The sequence below is a fragment of the Mesorhizobium sp. genome (assembly GCF_005063415.1).
Lineage (GTDB): Bacteria > Pseudomonadota > Alphaproteobacteria > Rhizobiales > Rhizobiaceae > Mesorhizobium.
Map to the genome: position 1 here is coordinate 1 of NZ_SUEG01000069.1, position 14859 is coordinate 14859.

A 14859-nucleotide genomic window follows, 5' to 3' on the forward strand; every position below is an offset into this window, starting at 1 on the left:
GGCGCGCAGCATGATTATCTCGGCCTCGCGCCCGGCGTCGGGATAGGTGATCCAGTGGTAGACGCAGCGCCGCCGCAGCGCTTCGGCAAGCTCACGGGTCCGGTTCGAGGTCAGGATGACGATCGGCTGCGCTTTGGCGCGGATGGTGCCGCGCTCGGGAATGCTGATCTGGAAATCGGACAGGAATTCCAAGAGCAACGCTTCGAATTCATGGTCGGAACGGTCGATCTCGTCGACCAGCAGCACGCGTTTTTCCGGTGCCTTAAGCACCTGCAGCAGCGGCCGCGCGATGAGAAAGCGGTCGTCATAGATGTCGACCTCGTGCTCGCCGGCATGGCGGATGGCGAGCAGCTGGCGCTGATAGTTCCATTCGTAGAGCGCATGTGCTGCGTCGATGCCCTCGTAGCATTGCAGCCGCACCAGGTCGCGCCGGAGCAGTTCGGCAATCGCCTTCGCCGCTTCCGTCTTGCCGACGCCGGGCGCGCCTTCGAGCAGCAGCGGCTTACCCAGCCTGATCGCCAGGAAGATTGCGGTGGCCAGGCTTTCATCGGCGAGATAGCGGGATGCGGCGAGGCGTGACGCCACCGCCTCCGGCGAGGTCGCGACTGTCTCGGCACGTCTCTTGGGCATTTCCAGCACTCAGTTCGGGGCTTGCGCTTTCAGCGCCCGCAGGATGCGCTCCGGCGTGATCGGCAGCGTGTCGATGCGCACACCAACGGCGTCGAAGACGGCATTGGCGATCGCCGGGATCTGCGGGTTGGCGCACATTTCGCCCGGCCCCTTGGCGCCGTACGGCCCGTCCGCCGAGGGCCGTTCCAGCACGATGATCTCGGTTCGCGCGAGATCACCCGGACCCGGCATCAGATACTGGTTGAAGTCGGTGCCGCCATGGTCGCGGTTGGGATAGTAGGGCTCGGTCGTTTCGTAGAGCGCATGGCTGATGCCCATCCACGAGCCGCCGACCAACTGCTGCTCGACCATTTTCGGGTTCAGCGCGCGGCCGATCTCAAACACGTTCGTCACCGCCAGCACGGTAACTTCGCCGGTCTCGTCATCGACCTCGACCTCGGCCACCGTGCAGGCGTGCGCGTAGCAGGTCGAGGGCTTCATCGCGCCGGTTTCTTTCTCCGGATAGGAGCGGGGGATCAAGAACATGCCGCGGCCGGAAATCGAACGCCCGCGCTTGAAATGCGCTGACAGCGCGACATCGAAGATCGAGATCGACCTTTGCGGCGCGCCCTTGACCAGGATGTTGCCCTGGCCATCGGTCTCGAGGTCCGAGGCGTTTACCTCCAGCTCCTCGGCCGCCACTTCCAGCATCACCTGGCGGGCTTCCCTGGCCGCCTGGATGACCGCATTGCCGGCGCGGTGCGTGCCACGCGAGGCGAAGGTGCCCATGCAGTGCGGACCGGTGTCGGTGTCGGCGGTGTCGACGACGACACGGTCGGTCGGCACGCCGATCGTCTCGGCGCAGATCTGCGCCATGATCTGCTTCATGCCCTGGCCCAGATCGACACTCGACAGCGTGACCATGAAATTGCCGGTCGGCGTCGAATGCACCAAAGCCTGGGTCGGGTCGCCGCCGAGATTCATGCCGGTCGGATAGTTGATCGCGGCGACGCCGCGTCCGCGCCTGATCGCCATTTCAAGCTCCCTTCGCGTAAGACGAAATCGCCATGAATTGTTCCGCCACCGGCCAGTTGGCGGCGCGTGAGGCTTCCTGCATGCATTCGATCAGCGCTGCTCCCTCGGTCGGCTGGCGATGTGCCTTCATGTCCCCGTCGCGGTAGGCGTTGAGGAAGCGGAATTCGAGCGGGTCCATGCCGATCAGCCGGGCGAGCTTGTCCATCTGCACCTCCAGCGCGAAATCGCCGATGGTGACGCCGAAGCCGCGCATTGCCGAGGACGGGGTGCGATTGGTGTAGACGCAGTAGGTGTCGATCCAGACATTCGGGATCGTGTAAGGACCGGGATAATGCCCGGCGCCCTTCTGCGCGCCGTAGGGCGAATGGCGCGAATAGGCGCCGGCATCGGTGTGGCCGGTCACTTTCCGCGCCACGATGCGGCCGTCGTTCATGACGCCGTCCTTGATGACGACCGTCTCGGCGGCACGCGGCGAGGAAATCTGCATCTCTTCCTCGCGGCTGTAGATAAAACAAACCGGTCGTCCGGTTAGTTTGGCGCCGAGGATGGCGATCGGCTCGACGATCACGTCGACCTTTCCGCCAAAGCCGCCGCCGACAGTGCCGCCGACAAAATGCAGCTTGTTGCCGGGCATCTGCAGAATGATCGAGGCGTTGTCGAGGGTGAAGAACATCGCCTGCGTGTTGGTGTAGCAGGTGAAGCGGTCGTTACCCTCCGGCGCGACGATGCAGCCTGTCGTCTCCGTCGGCGCATGCTCGATCGGTGAAGACTGGTAGGCCTGTTCGAGCACGTGGTCGGCCTCGGCAAAGCCTGCCTCGACATCGCCGAAGCGCACCTTGCGGCATTCGCCGCTATCGTAGAGATAATAGTTCCGGCCGTGATATTCGTTGACGATCGGCGCGCCGGGCTTCAGCGCTTCGTCCATGTCGAAGACGGCTGGCAGCACCTCGTAATCGACCTTGACCTTGGCGGCGGCCTCCTGCGCGGCGCGCTCGGTCTCGGCCAGCACCGCCACCACGGCCTCGCCCTTCCAGCGCACCTTGCCGTCGGCCAGCACCGTCTCGTCCTCCGGCCCGATCTGGATCAGGATCAGGATGGTGTAGACATTGTGCGGCACATCCTTGGCGGTCAGCACCTTGACGACGCCTGGGTGCTTTTCCGCCTCGGACGTATCGATGCTGCGGATGCGGGCGTGATGGTGCGGGCTGCGCACCATCTTCAAATGCAGCATGCCGGGAAAATTGCGGTCGGCGAAATAGGTGGTCTTGCCGGTGACATGGCCGGGTGAATCCGAACGCGGCCGTGGTTGGCCGATCTCGTGCAGATCGTCCTTGCGCTGGTCGGCGAAATAGCTCTTGCGGAGTTCCATCTTTTTAACTCCCCTCAAGCCGCATTCTGCGAATTGGAGCGCGCGGCGGTCAGCACCGCCTGGATGATCGGTTCGTAGCCGGTGCAGCGGCAGATATTGCCCGACAGCGCCTCGACCACGTCCTCGCGGCTGGGGTTCGGCGTGTGATCGAGCAGCACCTTGGCGGCCATGATCATGCCCGGCGTGCAGAAACCGCATTGGGTCGCGAAGGCGTCGAGGAAAGCGCGTTGCAGCGGATGCAGCACGCCGCGTTCCGAAAGGCCTGACGTTGTGATGATAGTGGCACCATTGCAGGCCTCTGCCAGCGTCAGGCAGGAGAGCCGGAGTTCGCCATCGATAATGACCGAGCAGGCGCCGCAGGTGCCTTGATGGCAGCCGCCCTTCGGCGAGGTGTCGCCGATCTTGTCGCGCAGCGCATGAAGCAGCGTCGTGCCGCTGTCGATGAACTCGGCTTTCTCCGCACCATTGAGCGTGAACTGAACCGGGACCTTTGCCATCTTTTTTACTCCTTGCGCCGCGGCCAGGGCTTTTCAGGCGAGCAGCAGCCGGCCGAGATGGACCGGCAGGACTTCGTTGCGATACCAGGCGCTGGCGATCGGATCGGTTGGCGGCGAAGTGCCGTCGCGGGCAACAGCCAGTGCCGGTGCGATGCCGTCTGCGGTGAGTTTCCGGCCAATCAAGGCTTTCTCTGCTGCGCTGGCACGGATCGGCCGGTCGGCCATGCAGCCGAGCGCGATCCGCGCTGACGACACGGTGCCGTCCGGCGCCTGTTCCAGCACGGTGGCGATGCTCAGCACCGAGACGCCCTTTGGCTTGACCCTCGACACTTTCAGGAAGCGAAAGCCGCCTTCCTTCGGAAGCGTGAAGCCGACCGCAGTGACGATGGCGTGGTTGCTTTCGCGTTTTGCCAGGAAAGTTTCGATCGGCAGCTCGCCGTCATCGGTGCTGACGGTTGCGTCCAAGGCCAGCAGCGCAACGGTGAAATCGCCGTAAGGCGTGGGCGCGAAGAGATTGCCGCCGACGCTCGCCATGTTGCGGATCGCCGGGCCGCCGACGGCGCGCGCGGCGTGGGCCAGGGGGGCGAGATCCGCATGGCGGGCGATTGCTGCCATGGTCACCGAAGCGCCAATGCGGACCGTGCCGCCGGAAATGCGGATGACCGACAGCGCCGGGTCGGCCGACCTGACGAAGCCGGAGATCGACACGTCGCCTTCATTGACGGCGCGCACGACCAGCGTGCCGCCACCGATATAGCGGGTGCCGCCGGCCTTCAGCGCCGCGCCGGCGTCCTTCACCGTCGGGAAAGTGTGCAGTGCAAGCGCCATGGAACGCTCCTGTTTGTCAGCTCAATTCAGCTCAACCTTGCCGGCGAAATGCGCCTTCAGGGCGTTGAAACCGCCCTGGAAGACGTTGGCGCCCATGCCTTCGGCCAGCTTGTCGGCTTCCTCCGGAGGCGCATCGAAGCTGGCGGTCCATTCGGCATAGGTGCGGTCGCCGTCGGTCACCCGCCGCAACTGCAACGTCGCCTTGTGGTTGCTAAGTGGTTGCGGCGTCTCCAGGATGGAGTAGCTGACGAGGAAATTCTCGTCGGAGAAATCGAGCAGCTTTTCGCGCAGGCGGGCGCCGCTGGCGAGCTGGAAATTGCGCACGCAGCCGATCGTGCCGGCGTCCTTGCCGTCCTCGATATGACTCTCGACCATGCGCGGATGCCAGCTCGGCAGGCCGTTGAAGTCGCGTATGCGCGCCCAGACCTTTTCGACCGGTGCGTCGATGACGCTGGAGATGGTGACTTTCGCCATATGATCGTTCCCTTGCAAATCAGCTGCTTGGGAGGGTAGGGCGGCAGGTTCGGCAGCGCTTATCAATGCGTCTTGAACGCCTATCAAATAGTCTGAAAAACGGGCGCTCAGCTGATTGCCCGCGCCGCCTCACGGTAAAGCGTCGGCGGGACGCCGACATGGTCGCGGAAGAAGCGCGAGAAATTGCCTTGCGTGGTGAAGCCGAGATTGCAGGCGACCGAGATCAGCGGCTCCTGCGACCACTGCAATTGCCGCACCGCTTCCTCCATGCGCAGCGTGTTCCAATAGACGTTGGGCGTCAGATTGGTCTGTTCCTTGAACAGCGCGAAGAAATGCGGCCGCGACAGGCCGACGCTGCGCGCCACGTCGTCGAAGCAGATACGCTCGCAGACATTGGCTTTCATCAGCTGGATCGCCTTGCGGACGCGGAAGTCCTGCATGGTGTTGACGCGGGCGCGCACCGTCTGCGGTGCGGACGCGTCGGCGGCGTCGAGCACGCTGTCGATGAAGCGCTCGATCTCGTAATTGGCGATGTCGTCGATGCTCTCATTGTCGCTGAGATGGTCGAGGAGGTTGGCCGCTGCCTTGTGCAGCCAGGGCTCGAGCGTGATTGCCGGGCTCGAGAACAGCGGCGCGGCGGAAGGCAGTTCGCGGCGTTTTCGAGCCCAGTCCGGATCGATGTAGAAGGCGAGGAACAGGCCGGGCGTGCCGTCGCGGGACAGAGCGTGGCTGTGCGGCTGGAAGGAATTGATGCCGGCGGCGGTGCCCGGTCCAAGCCGCACCGTCTCGCGGCCGATGGTCATCTCGCCGGCCGTGCCTTCCAGCCAGATGATGATATGCGCCTCGACATGGGCATGGGTGACGAAGTCGCTGGCGACGTTCAGGACAGAAACATGTCCGAACCGGCCCCAGTAGAGCCTGATCGCTTCCGTCATGGGTATATCCTCCCGCAGGCGACTGGCCTCCCTTCGCCTGCTGCGAGCGATTGTGCGGCTCAGTCTGGGCTTGCGTCAAGACGGGATGTGAGCGTCCGGGCGCCGGCCATGCGCCGCAGCGGCGGATTTTCAGACTCGGCGATAGGAGCGCGTCCCCTTCTCCCCCCTGTGGGAGAAGGTGGATCGGCGCGCTAGCGCTGAGACGGTTGAGGGGTGTTGGAAGAAATGAGGCGATGCCAAGCTGGAGCACCGCTCATCCGTCGCCTTCGGCGACACCTTCTCCCACAAGGGGAGAAGGTGACGTTGGGGCTTGAACGTCAGTCGTTGCGCCTGAAATTGCGGATGCGGTCGAACAGCACGGCGAGCAGGATGGCGCCGCCGATGAACACGCCTTGCCAGAAGGCATTGATGCCGAGCAGGCCGAGGCTGTTGCGGATCACCTCGATCAGCGCCGCGCCAACGACCGCGCCGAAGGCTGTGCCCATGCCGCCGGCCAGGTTGGCGCCACCGATGACGGTGGCGGCGATCACCTGAAGCTCCATGCCGTTGCCGAGATTGGTGGTGACCGCGCCCAGCCAGCCGGTCTGGATGATGCCGGCAAGGCCCGCCGCCAATGCCGAGATCATGTAGACGACAACCTTGATCTGGCGCACCGGAACGCCGGTCAGCGTCGCCGCATGCTCGTTGCCGCCGATGGCGAAGATGTGCCGGCCGAATTTCGTCCAGCGCAGCACGAAGCCGGTGATCATCGCCAGCACGATCATGTAGAGCACCGGATTGGCGATGCCGAACACCCAGGCGCCGCCGCCGAGCGCCAGCAGCTTGTCGTGGTCGGGCCCGAACTGGAAGACGACGGTGTTGTTGGAGGCGACCATGGCAAGGCTGCGCGCAATCGACAGCATGCCGAGCGTCACCACGAAGGGCGGAAAGCCGAGATAGGCGATCAAGACACCGTTGAAGGCGCCGATGATCAGCGCTGTCGCGATCGCAGCGCCAATGCCGATCTCGATGCCGTAGCCGGCATGCATGGTCACGGCCAGCACCATCGAGCACAGGCAAAGCACGGAGCCGACCGACAGGTCGATACCGCCGGTGATGATGACGAAGGTCATGCCGAGCGCGACGATGGCAACGAAGGTGACGTTGCGGGTGATGTTGTAAAGGTTCTTGGTCGTGGCGAAGGAATCCGTGGCCACCGACAGGAACAGGCAGGCGAGGATGACCGCGATCACCACCCAGAAGGTCTGGCTGGCAAACACCTTGCTCAGCAAGGTGTGCTGCTTGTGCGCGATCGTCTGATCAAGGGTGACTGCCATTATCGACCTTTTTTACTCATGGTTGAGGCGTCAATCATACCTGTTCGATGGCGCCGGTGATGAGCCCGGTGACTTCTTCCGGCGAACTCGATGCGATCGTCTTGTCGGCGACCTTGCGGCCGCGCCGCATGACGATGACGCGGTCGGCAACGTCAAAGACGTCGGGCATGCGGTGGCTGATCAGCACGACGGCGATGCCCTGGTCGCGCAAATGGCGGATCAGGTTCAGCACCTCGGCGACCTGGCGCACCGAGATCGCCGCGGTCGGCTCGTCCATCAGCACGATCTTGGCCTGCGAAAGCATGGTACGGGCGATCGCCACGGCTTGCCGCTGGCCGCCCGACATTTGTTTGACCAGGTCGCGCGGGCGCGTTTCGGATTTCAGCTCGGCGAAGATCTGGCCGGCACGCTTGTACATGGCGGCATAGTCGAGGATGCGAAGCGGCCCGAGGCCGCGGCGCAATTCACGGCCGAGATAGACGTTGGCGGCGGCCGTCAGATTGTTGCATAGCGCCAGGTCCTGATGGACGATTTCGATGCCGTGCTGGCGCGCCTCGACCGGCTTGTGCAGGATCAGCTCCTTGCCGTCCATCTGCATCGTGCCATGGCTCGGTGGGAAATTGCCGGCGATCATCTTGACCAGCGTCGACTTGCCGGCGCCGTTGTCGCCCATCAGGCCGACAACCTGTCCGGCGTCGATCGACAACGAAACGTCGTTGACGGCCTGGATGGCGCCAAAATGCTTCGAGATGTTGGTGAGTTCGAGAACCGCCACCAGCCTTCTTGCCTCCCCTTGCTTTGCGGCCTGCGGTTCTGCCGCGGCCTTTCGCTCTCCCCAGTTCCTCCCGGAGGCAGCGATTTTGCCCATTTACGCATAAGCCACCTTGGCGTCAACCACGGCTTCTTTCGAAAAATCAGTTTTGTAGGACAAATAGCATTGACGTCGGTGACAAGGCGATATTAGCTAAGTGTCGGAGGAGCTTGCGCCGATCCCCCGGGTTGCCGGAAGGAATCGGTGAGGGTTTGTCGGTCAAGGATTTGGCAGCCAGCGATATCTGTCGGTGCCGGTCTGAGACTGAAGATGAAAATGCTTATCGACCTGGCTTGGCGACACGAGTGCGACGTCCTCTGTCATCTTGCTCCGGGTCGGTCTGTGTGTGGCGGGCACGCGGTGTCCGTTTGTTTCAAAAGGGAGGACTGACATGAGGAAATCACTATTGCTCGCTGCCGCCGCCGTCATGGCGTTGGGTGCCGGGCCGGCCATGGCCAAGAAACAGCTCGTCATCGTGGTGAAGGGTCTCGACAATCCATTCTTCGAGGCCATCCACCAGGGTTGCGAGAAATGGAACAAGGAAAACGCCAGCGCGGAATATGAGTGCTTCTACACCGGACCGGCATCGACCTCGGATGAGGCCGGTGAAGCCCAGATCGTCCAGGACATGCTGAGCAAGCCCGATACGGTGGCGATGGCAATTTCGCCATCGAACGCGCCATTGATCGCGCAGACGATCAAAAGCGCCAATCCGTCGATCCCGATCATGACCCTCGACGCCGACCTCAGCAAGGAAGACGCCGCACTGCGCAAGACCTATCTCGGTACCGATAATTACCTGATGGGTCACAAGATCGGCGAATACATCAAGAAGGCCAAGCCGAATGGCGGCAAGATCTGCACCATCGAAGGCAATCCGGCCGCCGACAACATCCTGCGCCGCGCGCAGGGTATGCGTGACGCGCTTTCGGGCAAGGACGGCCTCGCGGCGCTGGCGGGCGAAGGCGGCTGGACGGAAGTTGCCGGCTGCCCGGTGTTCACCAATGACGACGGCGCCAAGGGCGTGCAGGCGATGACCGACATCCTCGCGGCCAATCCCGATCTCGACGCCTTCGGCATCATGGGTGGCTGGCCGCTGTTCGGCGCTCCGCAGCCCTACCGCGACCTGTTCAAGCCGATGGCCGACAAGATCGCCAGCAACGCCTTCGTCATCGGCGCCGCCGACACCATCGGCGACGAGGTGGCGATTGCTCGTGACGGACTGGTGACCGCACTGGTTGGCCAGCGGCCGTTCGAGATGGGCTACAAGGCGCCCTCGGTGATGATCGACCTGGTCGACGGCAAGCCGGTCGCCGATCCGGTGTTCACCGGCCTCGACGAATGCACCAAGGACACCGTCGACACCTGCATCCAGAAGTAGGTCGGCAATTTCGGGGCGCCCGTCGGGCGCCCCGTTACGCATCGTCCATACAAACGCACGAGGCGACGCTGCTTTGGAGCGTAGGCCGCTGCTTTGTCGTGCCCTGAGTTCAGGCTTTCGACAGGCAGCTGCCGGGGAATACGAATGCCGGACGCGACATCAAAAAAGCGACCCGCCAAATTCAAGGCCGAGGCTGAGCGGCCGGCTGGCGTTCGGCGTGCCGACGCCGCACACTTTCCCGGCTCGAGCGTGCATGCGTCGCTGGCGAACGAAATCGGGCTGAGGATCGTGCGCGGCGATTATCCGCCGGGAACCATCCTGCCCAATGAAGCCAAATGGTCGGAGACCTTCGACGTCAGCCGCTCGGCGGTGCGCGAAGCGATCAAGATGCTGATGGCCAAGAGCCTGCTTGCGTCACGCCCGAAGATCGGCAGCTGGGTCGAGCCGAAGGAGCGCTGGAACCTGCTCGATCGCGACGTGCTGGCCTGGTACGCGACCTCGCCGGACCGCGAGGTGTTCCTCAGGACGGTGCAGGAATTCCGCCACATCATCGAGCCGGAGGCCAGCGCCTTCGCCGCCCTGCGGCGCACCGACGAGCAGATGGCCGAGATCAGCCAGGCCTGCCGCGAGATGGGCGAGGCGACCAACCTGCAGGAGCGGACGCGCGCCGACACGCGGTTCCACCTCGCAATCCTGCGCGCCTCGGGCAACGACCTGCTGGTGCCGCTCGGCGTGCTGATCGAATCGGCGCTCGATCACCTGTTTGTCTTCGTCACGCGCGAAACCAGCGACCAGCAGCATGCGCAGAGGCTGCATGAGGCGATCGAGAAGAACATCCGCCTGCAGCGGCCCGCTGCGGCCCGCGCCGCGGTGCACAGGCTTCTCGCCAACACCGACGACGTTATCGGGCGGTCGCGACGGTGATTTAGGCACCGAGGCTGACGCCAGCCTAGGCCCTGCTTTATGTTAGTGATTGGCGAAAGCAGAAGCGTCATCCGATCTCCCCCGCAAGGGGGGAGATCGGCAGCTTCGCCGACGGCGCCCTGCTGCGGCATGTTTGAGCGCAAGCTCGCGGCGGTGACTTTTTGCCGTTGCAGCGTATTTTGTTCTTGCTTTGTGCCGGCAGCTATGCTACTAATTTCGGTATGGTGCTAATTGGCTCCAACGACCCGCCCACCGAGGCGGGTTTTTTATTTCTGGCGTCTTCCGATCGGAAGTTGTGCGTGCTGCGGTGCACAGACTTCTCGCGAATACAGATGACGTTATCGGCCGGTCTCGGCGCTAATTCGATCGTTTCTCGGCCAATTGCGCGTAAGTCGGGTCAACCGGCAACGAAGGTCGATCATTCCTGTCAGTGGCAAATCGCAAATTTAGGAGATTAGCTGAAATCCTCCCTTCGTCATCCCTGGGCGGAGCAAGGAGCGAAGCGACGCGGCGCAGACCCTGGGATCCGTGCCGTTACCTTGCGGCAGTGCTCCAGCGGACCAGAACCAAACGCTGCCACCCCAGTCCTACGAAAAAGCTCGAAGCACTCTGGGACCGGTCGTCTCGATCAATTCGGTCTCCCATGGCGGAGCCAGCGCTTCAGCAGCTTCTGGCTCGCGGTCATGGTGGAAGGGCAACGAGCGCAATGGCGGATGCAAGCGCCGCTCTGAGCCGCTGCATTCTTCGGCGGATGTCACGGCATGGATCCCAGGGTCTCCGCGACGTCGCTTCGCTCCTGCTCCGCCCTGGGATGACGAAGCGCGGATGTTTCAGCCAATCTCCAAGGTTTGCGATTCTCCGCGTTTGCTCAGATATGGATCGGCTTGAAGAACGTCGCCAATGCCGCCTCCTTTACCGCTTCCGACATTGTCGGATGGGCGTGACAGGTGCGGGCCAGGTCTTCCGACGAGCCGCCAAATTCCATCAGCACGGCCGCCTCGTGGATCATCTCGCCGGCCCCGAAGCCGACGATGTGGACGCCGAGCACACGGTCGCTGGCCTTGTCGGCCAGGATTTTCACGAAGCCGTCGGTGTGCAGCATGGCGCGCGCCCGGCCGTTGGCGCTGAACGGGAATTTTCCGGCCTTGTAGTCGATGCCGGCCTTCTTCAATTCTTCTTCGGTCTTGCCGACCGAGGCGATTTCCGGCGTGGTGTAGACGACGCTCGGAATCACTTCATAGTTCACATGACCGGCCTGGCCGGCGATGGTTTCGGCCACCGCCACGCCCTCGTCCTCGGCCTTGTGGGCAAGCATCGGCCCGGCGATGACATCGCCGATGGCGTAGATGCCGGGCACGTTGGTTCTGAGATGGCCGTCGGTCTTGACCCGGCCGCGCTCATCGACGTCGACGCCGGCCTCCTTCAGCCCGAGAGTGTCCGAATAGGCCCGTCGTCCCGTCGCAATCAGCACCGCGTCCGCCTCGATCGTCTCGGCCGCTCCGCCTTTGACCGGCTCGAAGGTGACCGTCGCCCCCTTCTTGGCCTTGGCGACGCCGGTCACCTTGGCGCCCAGCCTGAACTCAAAGCCCTGCTTCGACAGCAGGCGCTGGAACTGCTTGGAGACCTCGCCATCCATGCCGCCCAGGATGGTGTCGAGGAACTCGACCACGGTGACCTTGGCGCCGAGCCGCGCCCATACCGAGCCGAGCTCCAGACCGATGACACCGCCGCCGACCACCACCAGATGGCCCGGCACCTTGTCCAGCGACAGCGCGCCGGTCGACGAGATGATCACCTTCTCGTCGAAATCGACCTTGACGCCGGGAATGCCGGTGACGTCGGAGCCGGTGGCGATGACGATGTTCTTGGTCTCGATCTCCTCGACCTTGCCGTCATCGGAGGTCACCGACACCTTGCCGGCCGCAACTACCTTGCCGGTGCCACGAAAGCTGTCGATCTTGTTCTTCTTGAACAGGAAGGCGACGCCATTGACGTTGGCCGTCACCGTCGCATCCTTGTGTGCCATCATCTTCCCAAGGTTGAGCTTGGGCGCGCCGATCTCGACACCGAGCGCGTCGAAGGAATGGCCGGCCTCGGCAAACATCTCGGACGCGTGCAGCAGCGCCTTTGACGGGATGCAGCCGATGTTGAGGCAGGTACCGCCGAAGGTCGGGTTCTTTTCGACCACCGCCGTCTTCAGACCGAGCTGCGCCGCCTTGATGGCGCAGACATAGCCGCCTGGTCCCGATCCGATGATAACGACATCATAGGCCATGATACTGTCCCTTTTTCTTTAGCGGCCGCCGCCGATTTCCAGATTGGCGCCTGTTGTGTAGGACGCCTCGTCCGACAGCAGCCAGAGAATTGCGGCTGCGACTTCCTCGGCGGTGCCGACGCGCTGCATGGGCACCACCTTGCGCATTCTCTCGGCGCGGTCAGGCTGCCCGCCGGAGGCATGAATTTCGGTGTCGATGATGCCCGGGCTGACAGCGTTGACACGAATGCCTTCGCCGGCCACTTCGCGGGCAAGCCCGATGGTGAAGGAATCGAGCGCGCCCTTCGAGGCGGCGTAATCGACATATTGACCCGGCCCGCCAAGCCTTGCCGCGATCGAAGAAACATTGACGATCGCGCCGCCCTTGCCGCCATGCCTGGTCGACATGCGCTTCACCGCCTCGCGGGCGCAAAGCATCGGCGCTATCACATTGATGCGCATCATGCGCTCCAGCCTTGCAGCGCTCAGCTCGTCGACGCGCGCGCTCTCGTCGACCACGCCGGCATTGTTGACGAGCGCGTCGAGACGACCGAAACGGGCATCGACAGCCTCGAACATGGCCAACACGTCGGTCTCGCTGCCGACATCGGCCTTGACTGCGAAGGCTTCTCCGCCAGCGGCCTCGATGTCGGCGACCACCGTTTCGGCTGCTTTTGCATTCGACGCGTAATTGACCGCAATGCGATAGCCGCCCTTGGCGGCAAGCCTGCATGTAGCGGCGCCGATGCCGCGGCTGCCACCGGTCACCAGCAGGATTTTTCCGCTTGCGCTCATTCCTGACATCCCTTCAGGGCAAAGACGTCCCAGGGCACCTTGGAAAAGCCGTTGGCGCCATAGGCCGCCGACATCTGCAACGACGCTCCCAAGTCGGGAAGGATCAGCTTCTTCGGCGCATCCTTTCCTTCGCCCGGCAGCAGCGCGATATTGCCCTGGTCGTCGGCGCTGTAGATGACGCCCTCCCACACGGTGCAGGCGGCGAGCTCGTCGCCGGTGACGTCGCCGGTCGGGCATTTGTACATCAGCGAGCCATGCGGCCGCGCCACGCCCTCGGTCCACATGACGATGCCGTCGAGCACGACGCCCTTGTCGAGCACCATCTTGAAGGTGTTGGTGACGGCAGCCGATTCCATGGTCGGCCTGAAATCGATCTCGGCGGCGTTCTCAGGATCGCCATAGACGGCGAGCTCGAGCGGGCAGGCGGCGGAGGCGGCGGAGACCGTCTGCACGCCGAGTGCGCAGATCGTGACGAACAAACTGGACCGGAAACGAGGGGAATTCATCCGGCGGCGCAGATCCATGCTCCGGCTCACGTGAGCCGCCCCCTAGAGGTCGAGCACCAGCCGCTCAGGATCCTCCAGGCTTTCCTTGACCCGCACCAGGAACGTCACCGCTTCCTTGCCGTCGACGATGCGGTGGTCGTAGGACAGCGCCAGATACATCATCGGTCGGATGACGATCTGGCCGCCGACCACCATCGGCCGCTCCTGGATCTTGTGCATGCCCAAAATGCCCGACTGCGGCGCATTGAGGATCGGCGTCGACATCAGCGACCCGTAAACGCCACCGTTGGAAATCGTGAACGTGCCGCCTTGCATATCCGCAACCGACAGCTTGCCGTCGCGCGCCGCTAGCCCCAGCCTGCCGATTTCCTTCTCGATTTCGGCGATGGACATCTGGTCGGCATTGCGCACAACCGGCACGACGAGACCTTTCTCTGTACCGACGGCAACGCCGATATGGGCGTAGTTCTTGAAGATGATGTCGGTGCCGTCGATCTCGGCATTGACCGACGGGATCTCCTTCAGCGCATGGGTGACCGCCTTGGTGAAGAAGCCCATGAAGCCTAGCTTCACGCCGTGCTTCTTCTCGAACACGTCCTTGTATTTGCTCCTCAGCGCCATCACCGCGCTCATGTCGACCTCGTTGAAGGTGGTCAGCATGGCGGCGGTCGATTGCGCTTCCTTGAGGCGGCGCGCGATGGTCTGGCGCAGCTTGGTCATGCGCACGCGCTCCTCGCGCGATGCATCGTCGGCCGAGGATGGTGCACGCGCGGCAACGGGTGCCGGTACAGGGGCGGCCTTCGGCATTTCTGCCGGCTGCGACGGCGCGCCCCTGGCGATCAGGTCGAGCACGTCGCCTTTCAGCACCTGGCCGCGCTTGCCCGAGCCCGACACCTGGTCGACCGCGAGATTGTGCTCGGCCAACAGCTTTGCTGCCGACGGCGCCGGCGGCATGGTACGTGTCTCGATCGCGCCGGCGTCGCCGGCGATCTTGGCCGTCTCGGCCGCGGCCTGCTTGACGCTCGAGGCCGCCGTCGGAGCCGAGGCCTGCGACACCGCATCCTGCTTCGTTGCCGGAGCGGCGGCAGCATCGGCTGCTGCGCCGGCGCCTGCCGAAATCGTGCC

The 14859-nt window shown here is 63.7% G+C and carries 15 protein-coding genes; 2 read left to right on the top strand and 13 right to left on the bottom strand.

Annotated features, from left to right (window positions below):
- From E5W70_RS18575 to E5W70_RS18615, 9 genes are all read right to left on the bottom strand, one after another.
- On the bottom strand, positions 1–630 hold a 630-nt coding region (locus tag E5W70_RS18575; RefSeq protein WP_292660589.1), incomplete at its 3' end, for a MoxR family ATPase.
- 9 nt (positions 631–639) lie between these two features.
- Positions 640–1644, bottom strand: coding sequence for a molybdopterin cofactor-binding domain-containing protein (locus E5W70_RS18580; RefSeq protein ID WP_292660592.1), 1005 nt, complete (start codon positions 1642–1644; stop codon positions 640–642).
- Between the two features lies 1 nt (position 1645).
- A complete protein-coding gene (locus E5W70_RS18585) occupies positions 1646–3013 on the bottom strand; it encodes a xanthine dehydrogenase family protein molybdopterin-binding subunit (protein ID WP_292660595.1) in 1368 nt (455 codons plus the stop codon).
- 14 nt (positions 3014–3027) lie between these two features.
- Entirely contained in the window at positions 3028–3510 is a 483-nt protein-coding gene (locus tag E5W70_RS18590) for a (2Fe-2S)-binding protein (protein WP_292660597.1), read from the bottom strand.
- Positions 3511–3543: 33 nt separating this feature from the next.
- Entirely contained in the window at positions 3544–4338 is a 795-nt protein-coding gene (locus E5W70_RS18595) for an FAD binding domain-containing protein (protein ID WP_292660600.1), read from the bottom strand.
- A 21-nt stretch (positions 4339–4359) separates the two neighbouring features.
- The gene (locus tag E5W70_RS18600; RefSeq protein ID WP_292660603.1) at positions 4360–4812 is read right to left on the bottom strand and encodes an SRPBCC family protein; all 453 of its coding nucleotides are present in this window, start codon (positions 4810–4812) and stop codon (positions 4360–4362) included.
- 107 nt (positions 4813–4919) lie between these two features.
- Entirely contained in the window at positions 4920–5747 is an 828-nt protein-coding gene (locus E5W70_RS18605) for an AraC family transcriptional regulator (RefSeq protein ID WP_292660605.1), read from the bottom strand.
- A 317-nt stretch (positions 5748–6064) separates the two neighbouring features.
- Positions 6065–7063 carry an ABC transporter permease gene (locus E5W70_RS18610; protein WP_292660607.1) on the bottom strand — a complete coding sequence of 333 codons (999 nt, stop codon included), beginning with the start codon at positions 7061–7063 and terminating at the stop codon, positions 6065–6067.
- A 34-nt stretch (positions 7064–7097) separates the two neighbouring features.
- Positions 7098–7838 carry an ATP-binding cassette domain-containing protein gene (locus E5W70_RS18615; protein WP_366509718.1) on the bottom strand — a complete coding sequence of 247 codons (741 nt, stop codon included), beginning with the start codon at positions 7836–7838 and terminating at the stop codon, positions 7098–7100.
- A 427-nt stretch (positions 7839–8265) separates the two neighbouring features.
- On the opposite strand from E5W70_RS18615, the gene E5W70_RS18620 reads away from it, so the two are divergent.
- Together E5W70_RS18620 and E5W70_RS18625 are read left to right on the top strand one after the other, a co-directional pair.
- Complete coding sequence (locus tag E5W70_RS18620) at positions 8266–9255, top strand: sugar-binding protein (RefSeq protein ID WP_292660610.1); 990 nt, start codon at positions 8266–8268, stop codon at positions 9253–9255.
- A 144-nt stretch (positions 9256–9399) separates the two neighbouring features.
- Positions 9400–10179, top strand: coding sequence for a FadR/GntR family transcriptional regulator (locus E5W70_RS18625; RefSeq protein WP_292660613.1), 780 nt, complete (start codon positions 9400–9402; stop codon positions 10177–10179).
- A gap of 868 nt (positions 10180–11047) precedes the next feature.
- Here E5W70_RS18625 and lpdA read toward each other — a convergent pair.
- The 4 genes from lpdA to odhB form a co-directional block, all read right to left on the bottom strand.
- Positions 11048–12454: a dihydrolipoyl dehydrogenase gene (gene lpdA / locus E5W70_RS18630; RefSeq protein ID WP_292660615.1), complete on the bottom strand. Its 1407-nt coding sequence runs from the start codon at positions 12452–12454 to the stop codon at positions 11048–11050.
- Positions 12455–12472: 18 nt separating this feature from the next.
- Positions 12473–13228: an SDR family oxidoreductase gene (locus tag E5W70_RS18635; RefSeq protein ID WP_292660618.1), complete on the bottom strand. Its 756-nt coding sequence runs from the start codon at positions 13226–13228 to the stop codon at positions 12473–12475.
- Positions 13225–13752 (bottom strand): hypothetical protein, encoded by a 528-nt coding sequence (locus tag E5W70_RS18640; RefSeq protein WP_292660621.1) that lies wholly within the window; start codon positions 13750–13752, stop codon positions 13225–13227. Before E5W70_RS18640 ends, E5W70_RS18635 begins: the two co-directional genes overlap by 4 nt.
- A 24-nt stretch (positions 13753–13776) precedes the next feature.
- A partial coding sequence (gene odhB, locus E5W70_RS18645; RefSeq protein ID WP_292660623.1) for a 2-oxoglutarate dehydrogenase complex dihydrolipoyllysine-residue succinyltransferase occupies positions 13777–14859 on the bottom strand: 1083 nt, incomplete at its 5' end.

What these genes read in the sequence shown, in the direction of transcription:
- E5W70_RS18595 (WP_292660600.1), bottom strand. Translation starts at nt 4,338, where the DNA reads ATGGCGCTTGCACTGCACACTTTCCCGACGGTGAAGGACGCCGGCGCG.
- E5W70_RS18620 (WP_292660610.1), top strand. Translation starts at nt 8,266, where the DNA reads ATGAGGAAATCACTATTGCTCGCTGCCGCCGCCGTCATGGCGTTGGGT.
- E5W70_RS18605 (WP_292660605.1), bottom strand. Translation starts at nt 5,747, where the DNA reads ATGACGGAAGCGATCAGGCTCTACTGGGGCCGGTTCGGACATGTTTCT.
- E5W70_RS18600 (WP_292660603.1), bottom strand. Translation starts at nt 4,812, where the DNA reads ATGGCGAAAGTCACCATCTCCAGCGTCATCGACGCACCGGTCGAAAAG.
- E5W70_RS18640 (WP_292660621.1), bottom strand. Translation starts at nt 13,752, where the DNA reads ATGGATCTGCGCCGCCGGATGAATTCCCCTCGTTTCCGGTCCAGTTTG.
- E5W70_RS18625 (WP_292660613.1), top strand. Translation starts at nt 9,400, where the DNA reads ATGCCGGACGCGACATCAAAAAAGCGACCCGCCAAATTCAAGGCCGAG.
- E5W70_RS18580 (WP_292660592.1), bottom strand. Translation starts at nt 1,644, where the DNA reads ATGGCGATCAGGCGCGGACGCGGCGTCGCCGCGATCAACTATCCGACC.
- E5W70_RS18635 (WP_292660618.1), bottom strand. Translation starts at nt 13,228, where the DNA reads ATGAGCGCAAGCGGAAAAATCCTGCTGGTGACCGGTGGCAGCCGCGGC.
- lpdA (WP_292660615.1), bottom strand. Translation starts at nt 12,454, where the DNA reads ATGGCCTATGATGTCGTTATCATCGGATCGGGACCAGGCGGCTATGTC.
- E5W70_RS18610 (WP_292660607.1), bottom strand. Translation starts at nt 7,063, where the DNA reads ATGGCAGTCACCCTTGATCAGACGATCGCGCACAAGCAGCACACCTTG.
- E5W70_RS18590 (WP_292660597.1), bottom strand. Translation starts at nt 3,510, where the DNA reads ATGGCAAAGGTCCCGGTTCAGTTCACGCTCAATGGTGCGGAGAAAGCC.
- E5W70_RS18585 (WP_292660595.1), bottom strand. Translation starts at nt 3,013, where the DNA reads ATGGAACTCCGCAAGAGCTATTTCGCCGACCAGCGCAAGGACGATCTG.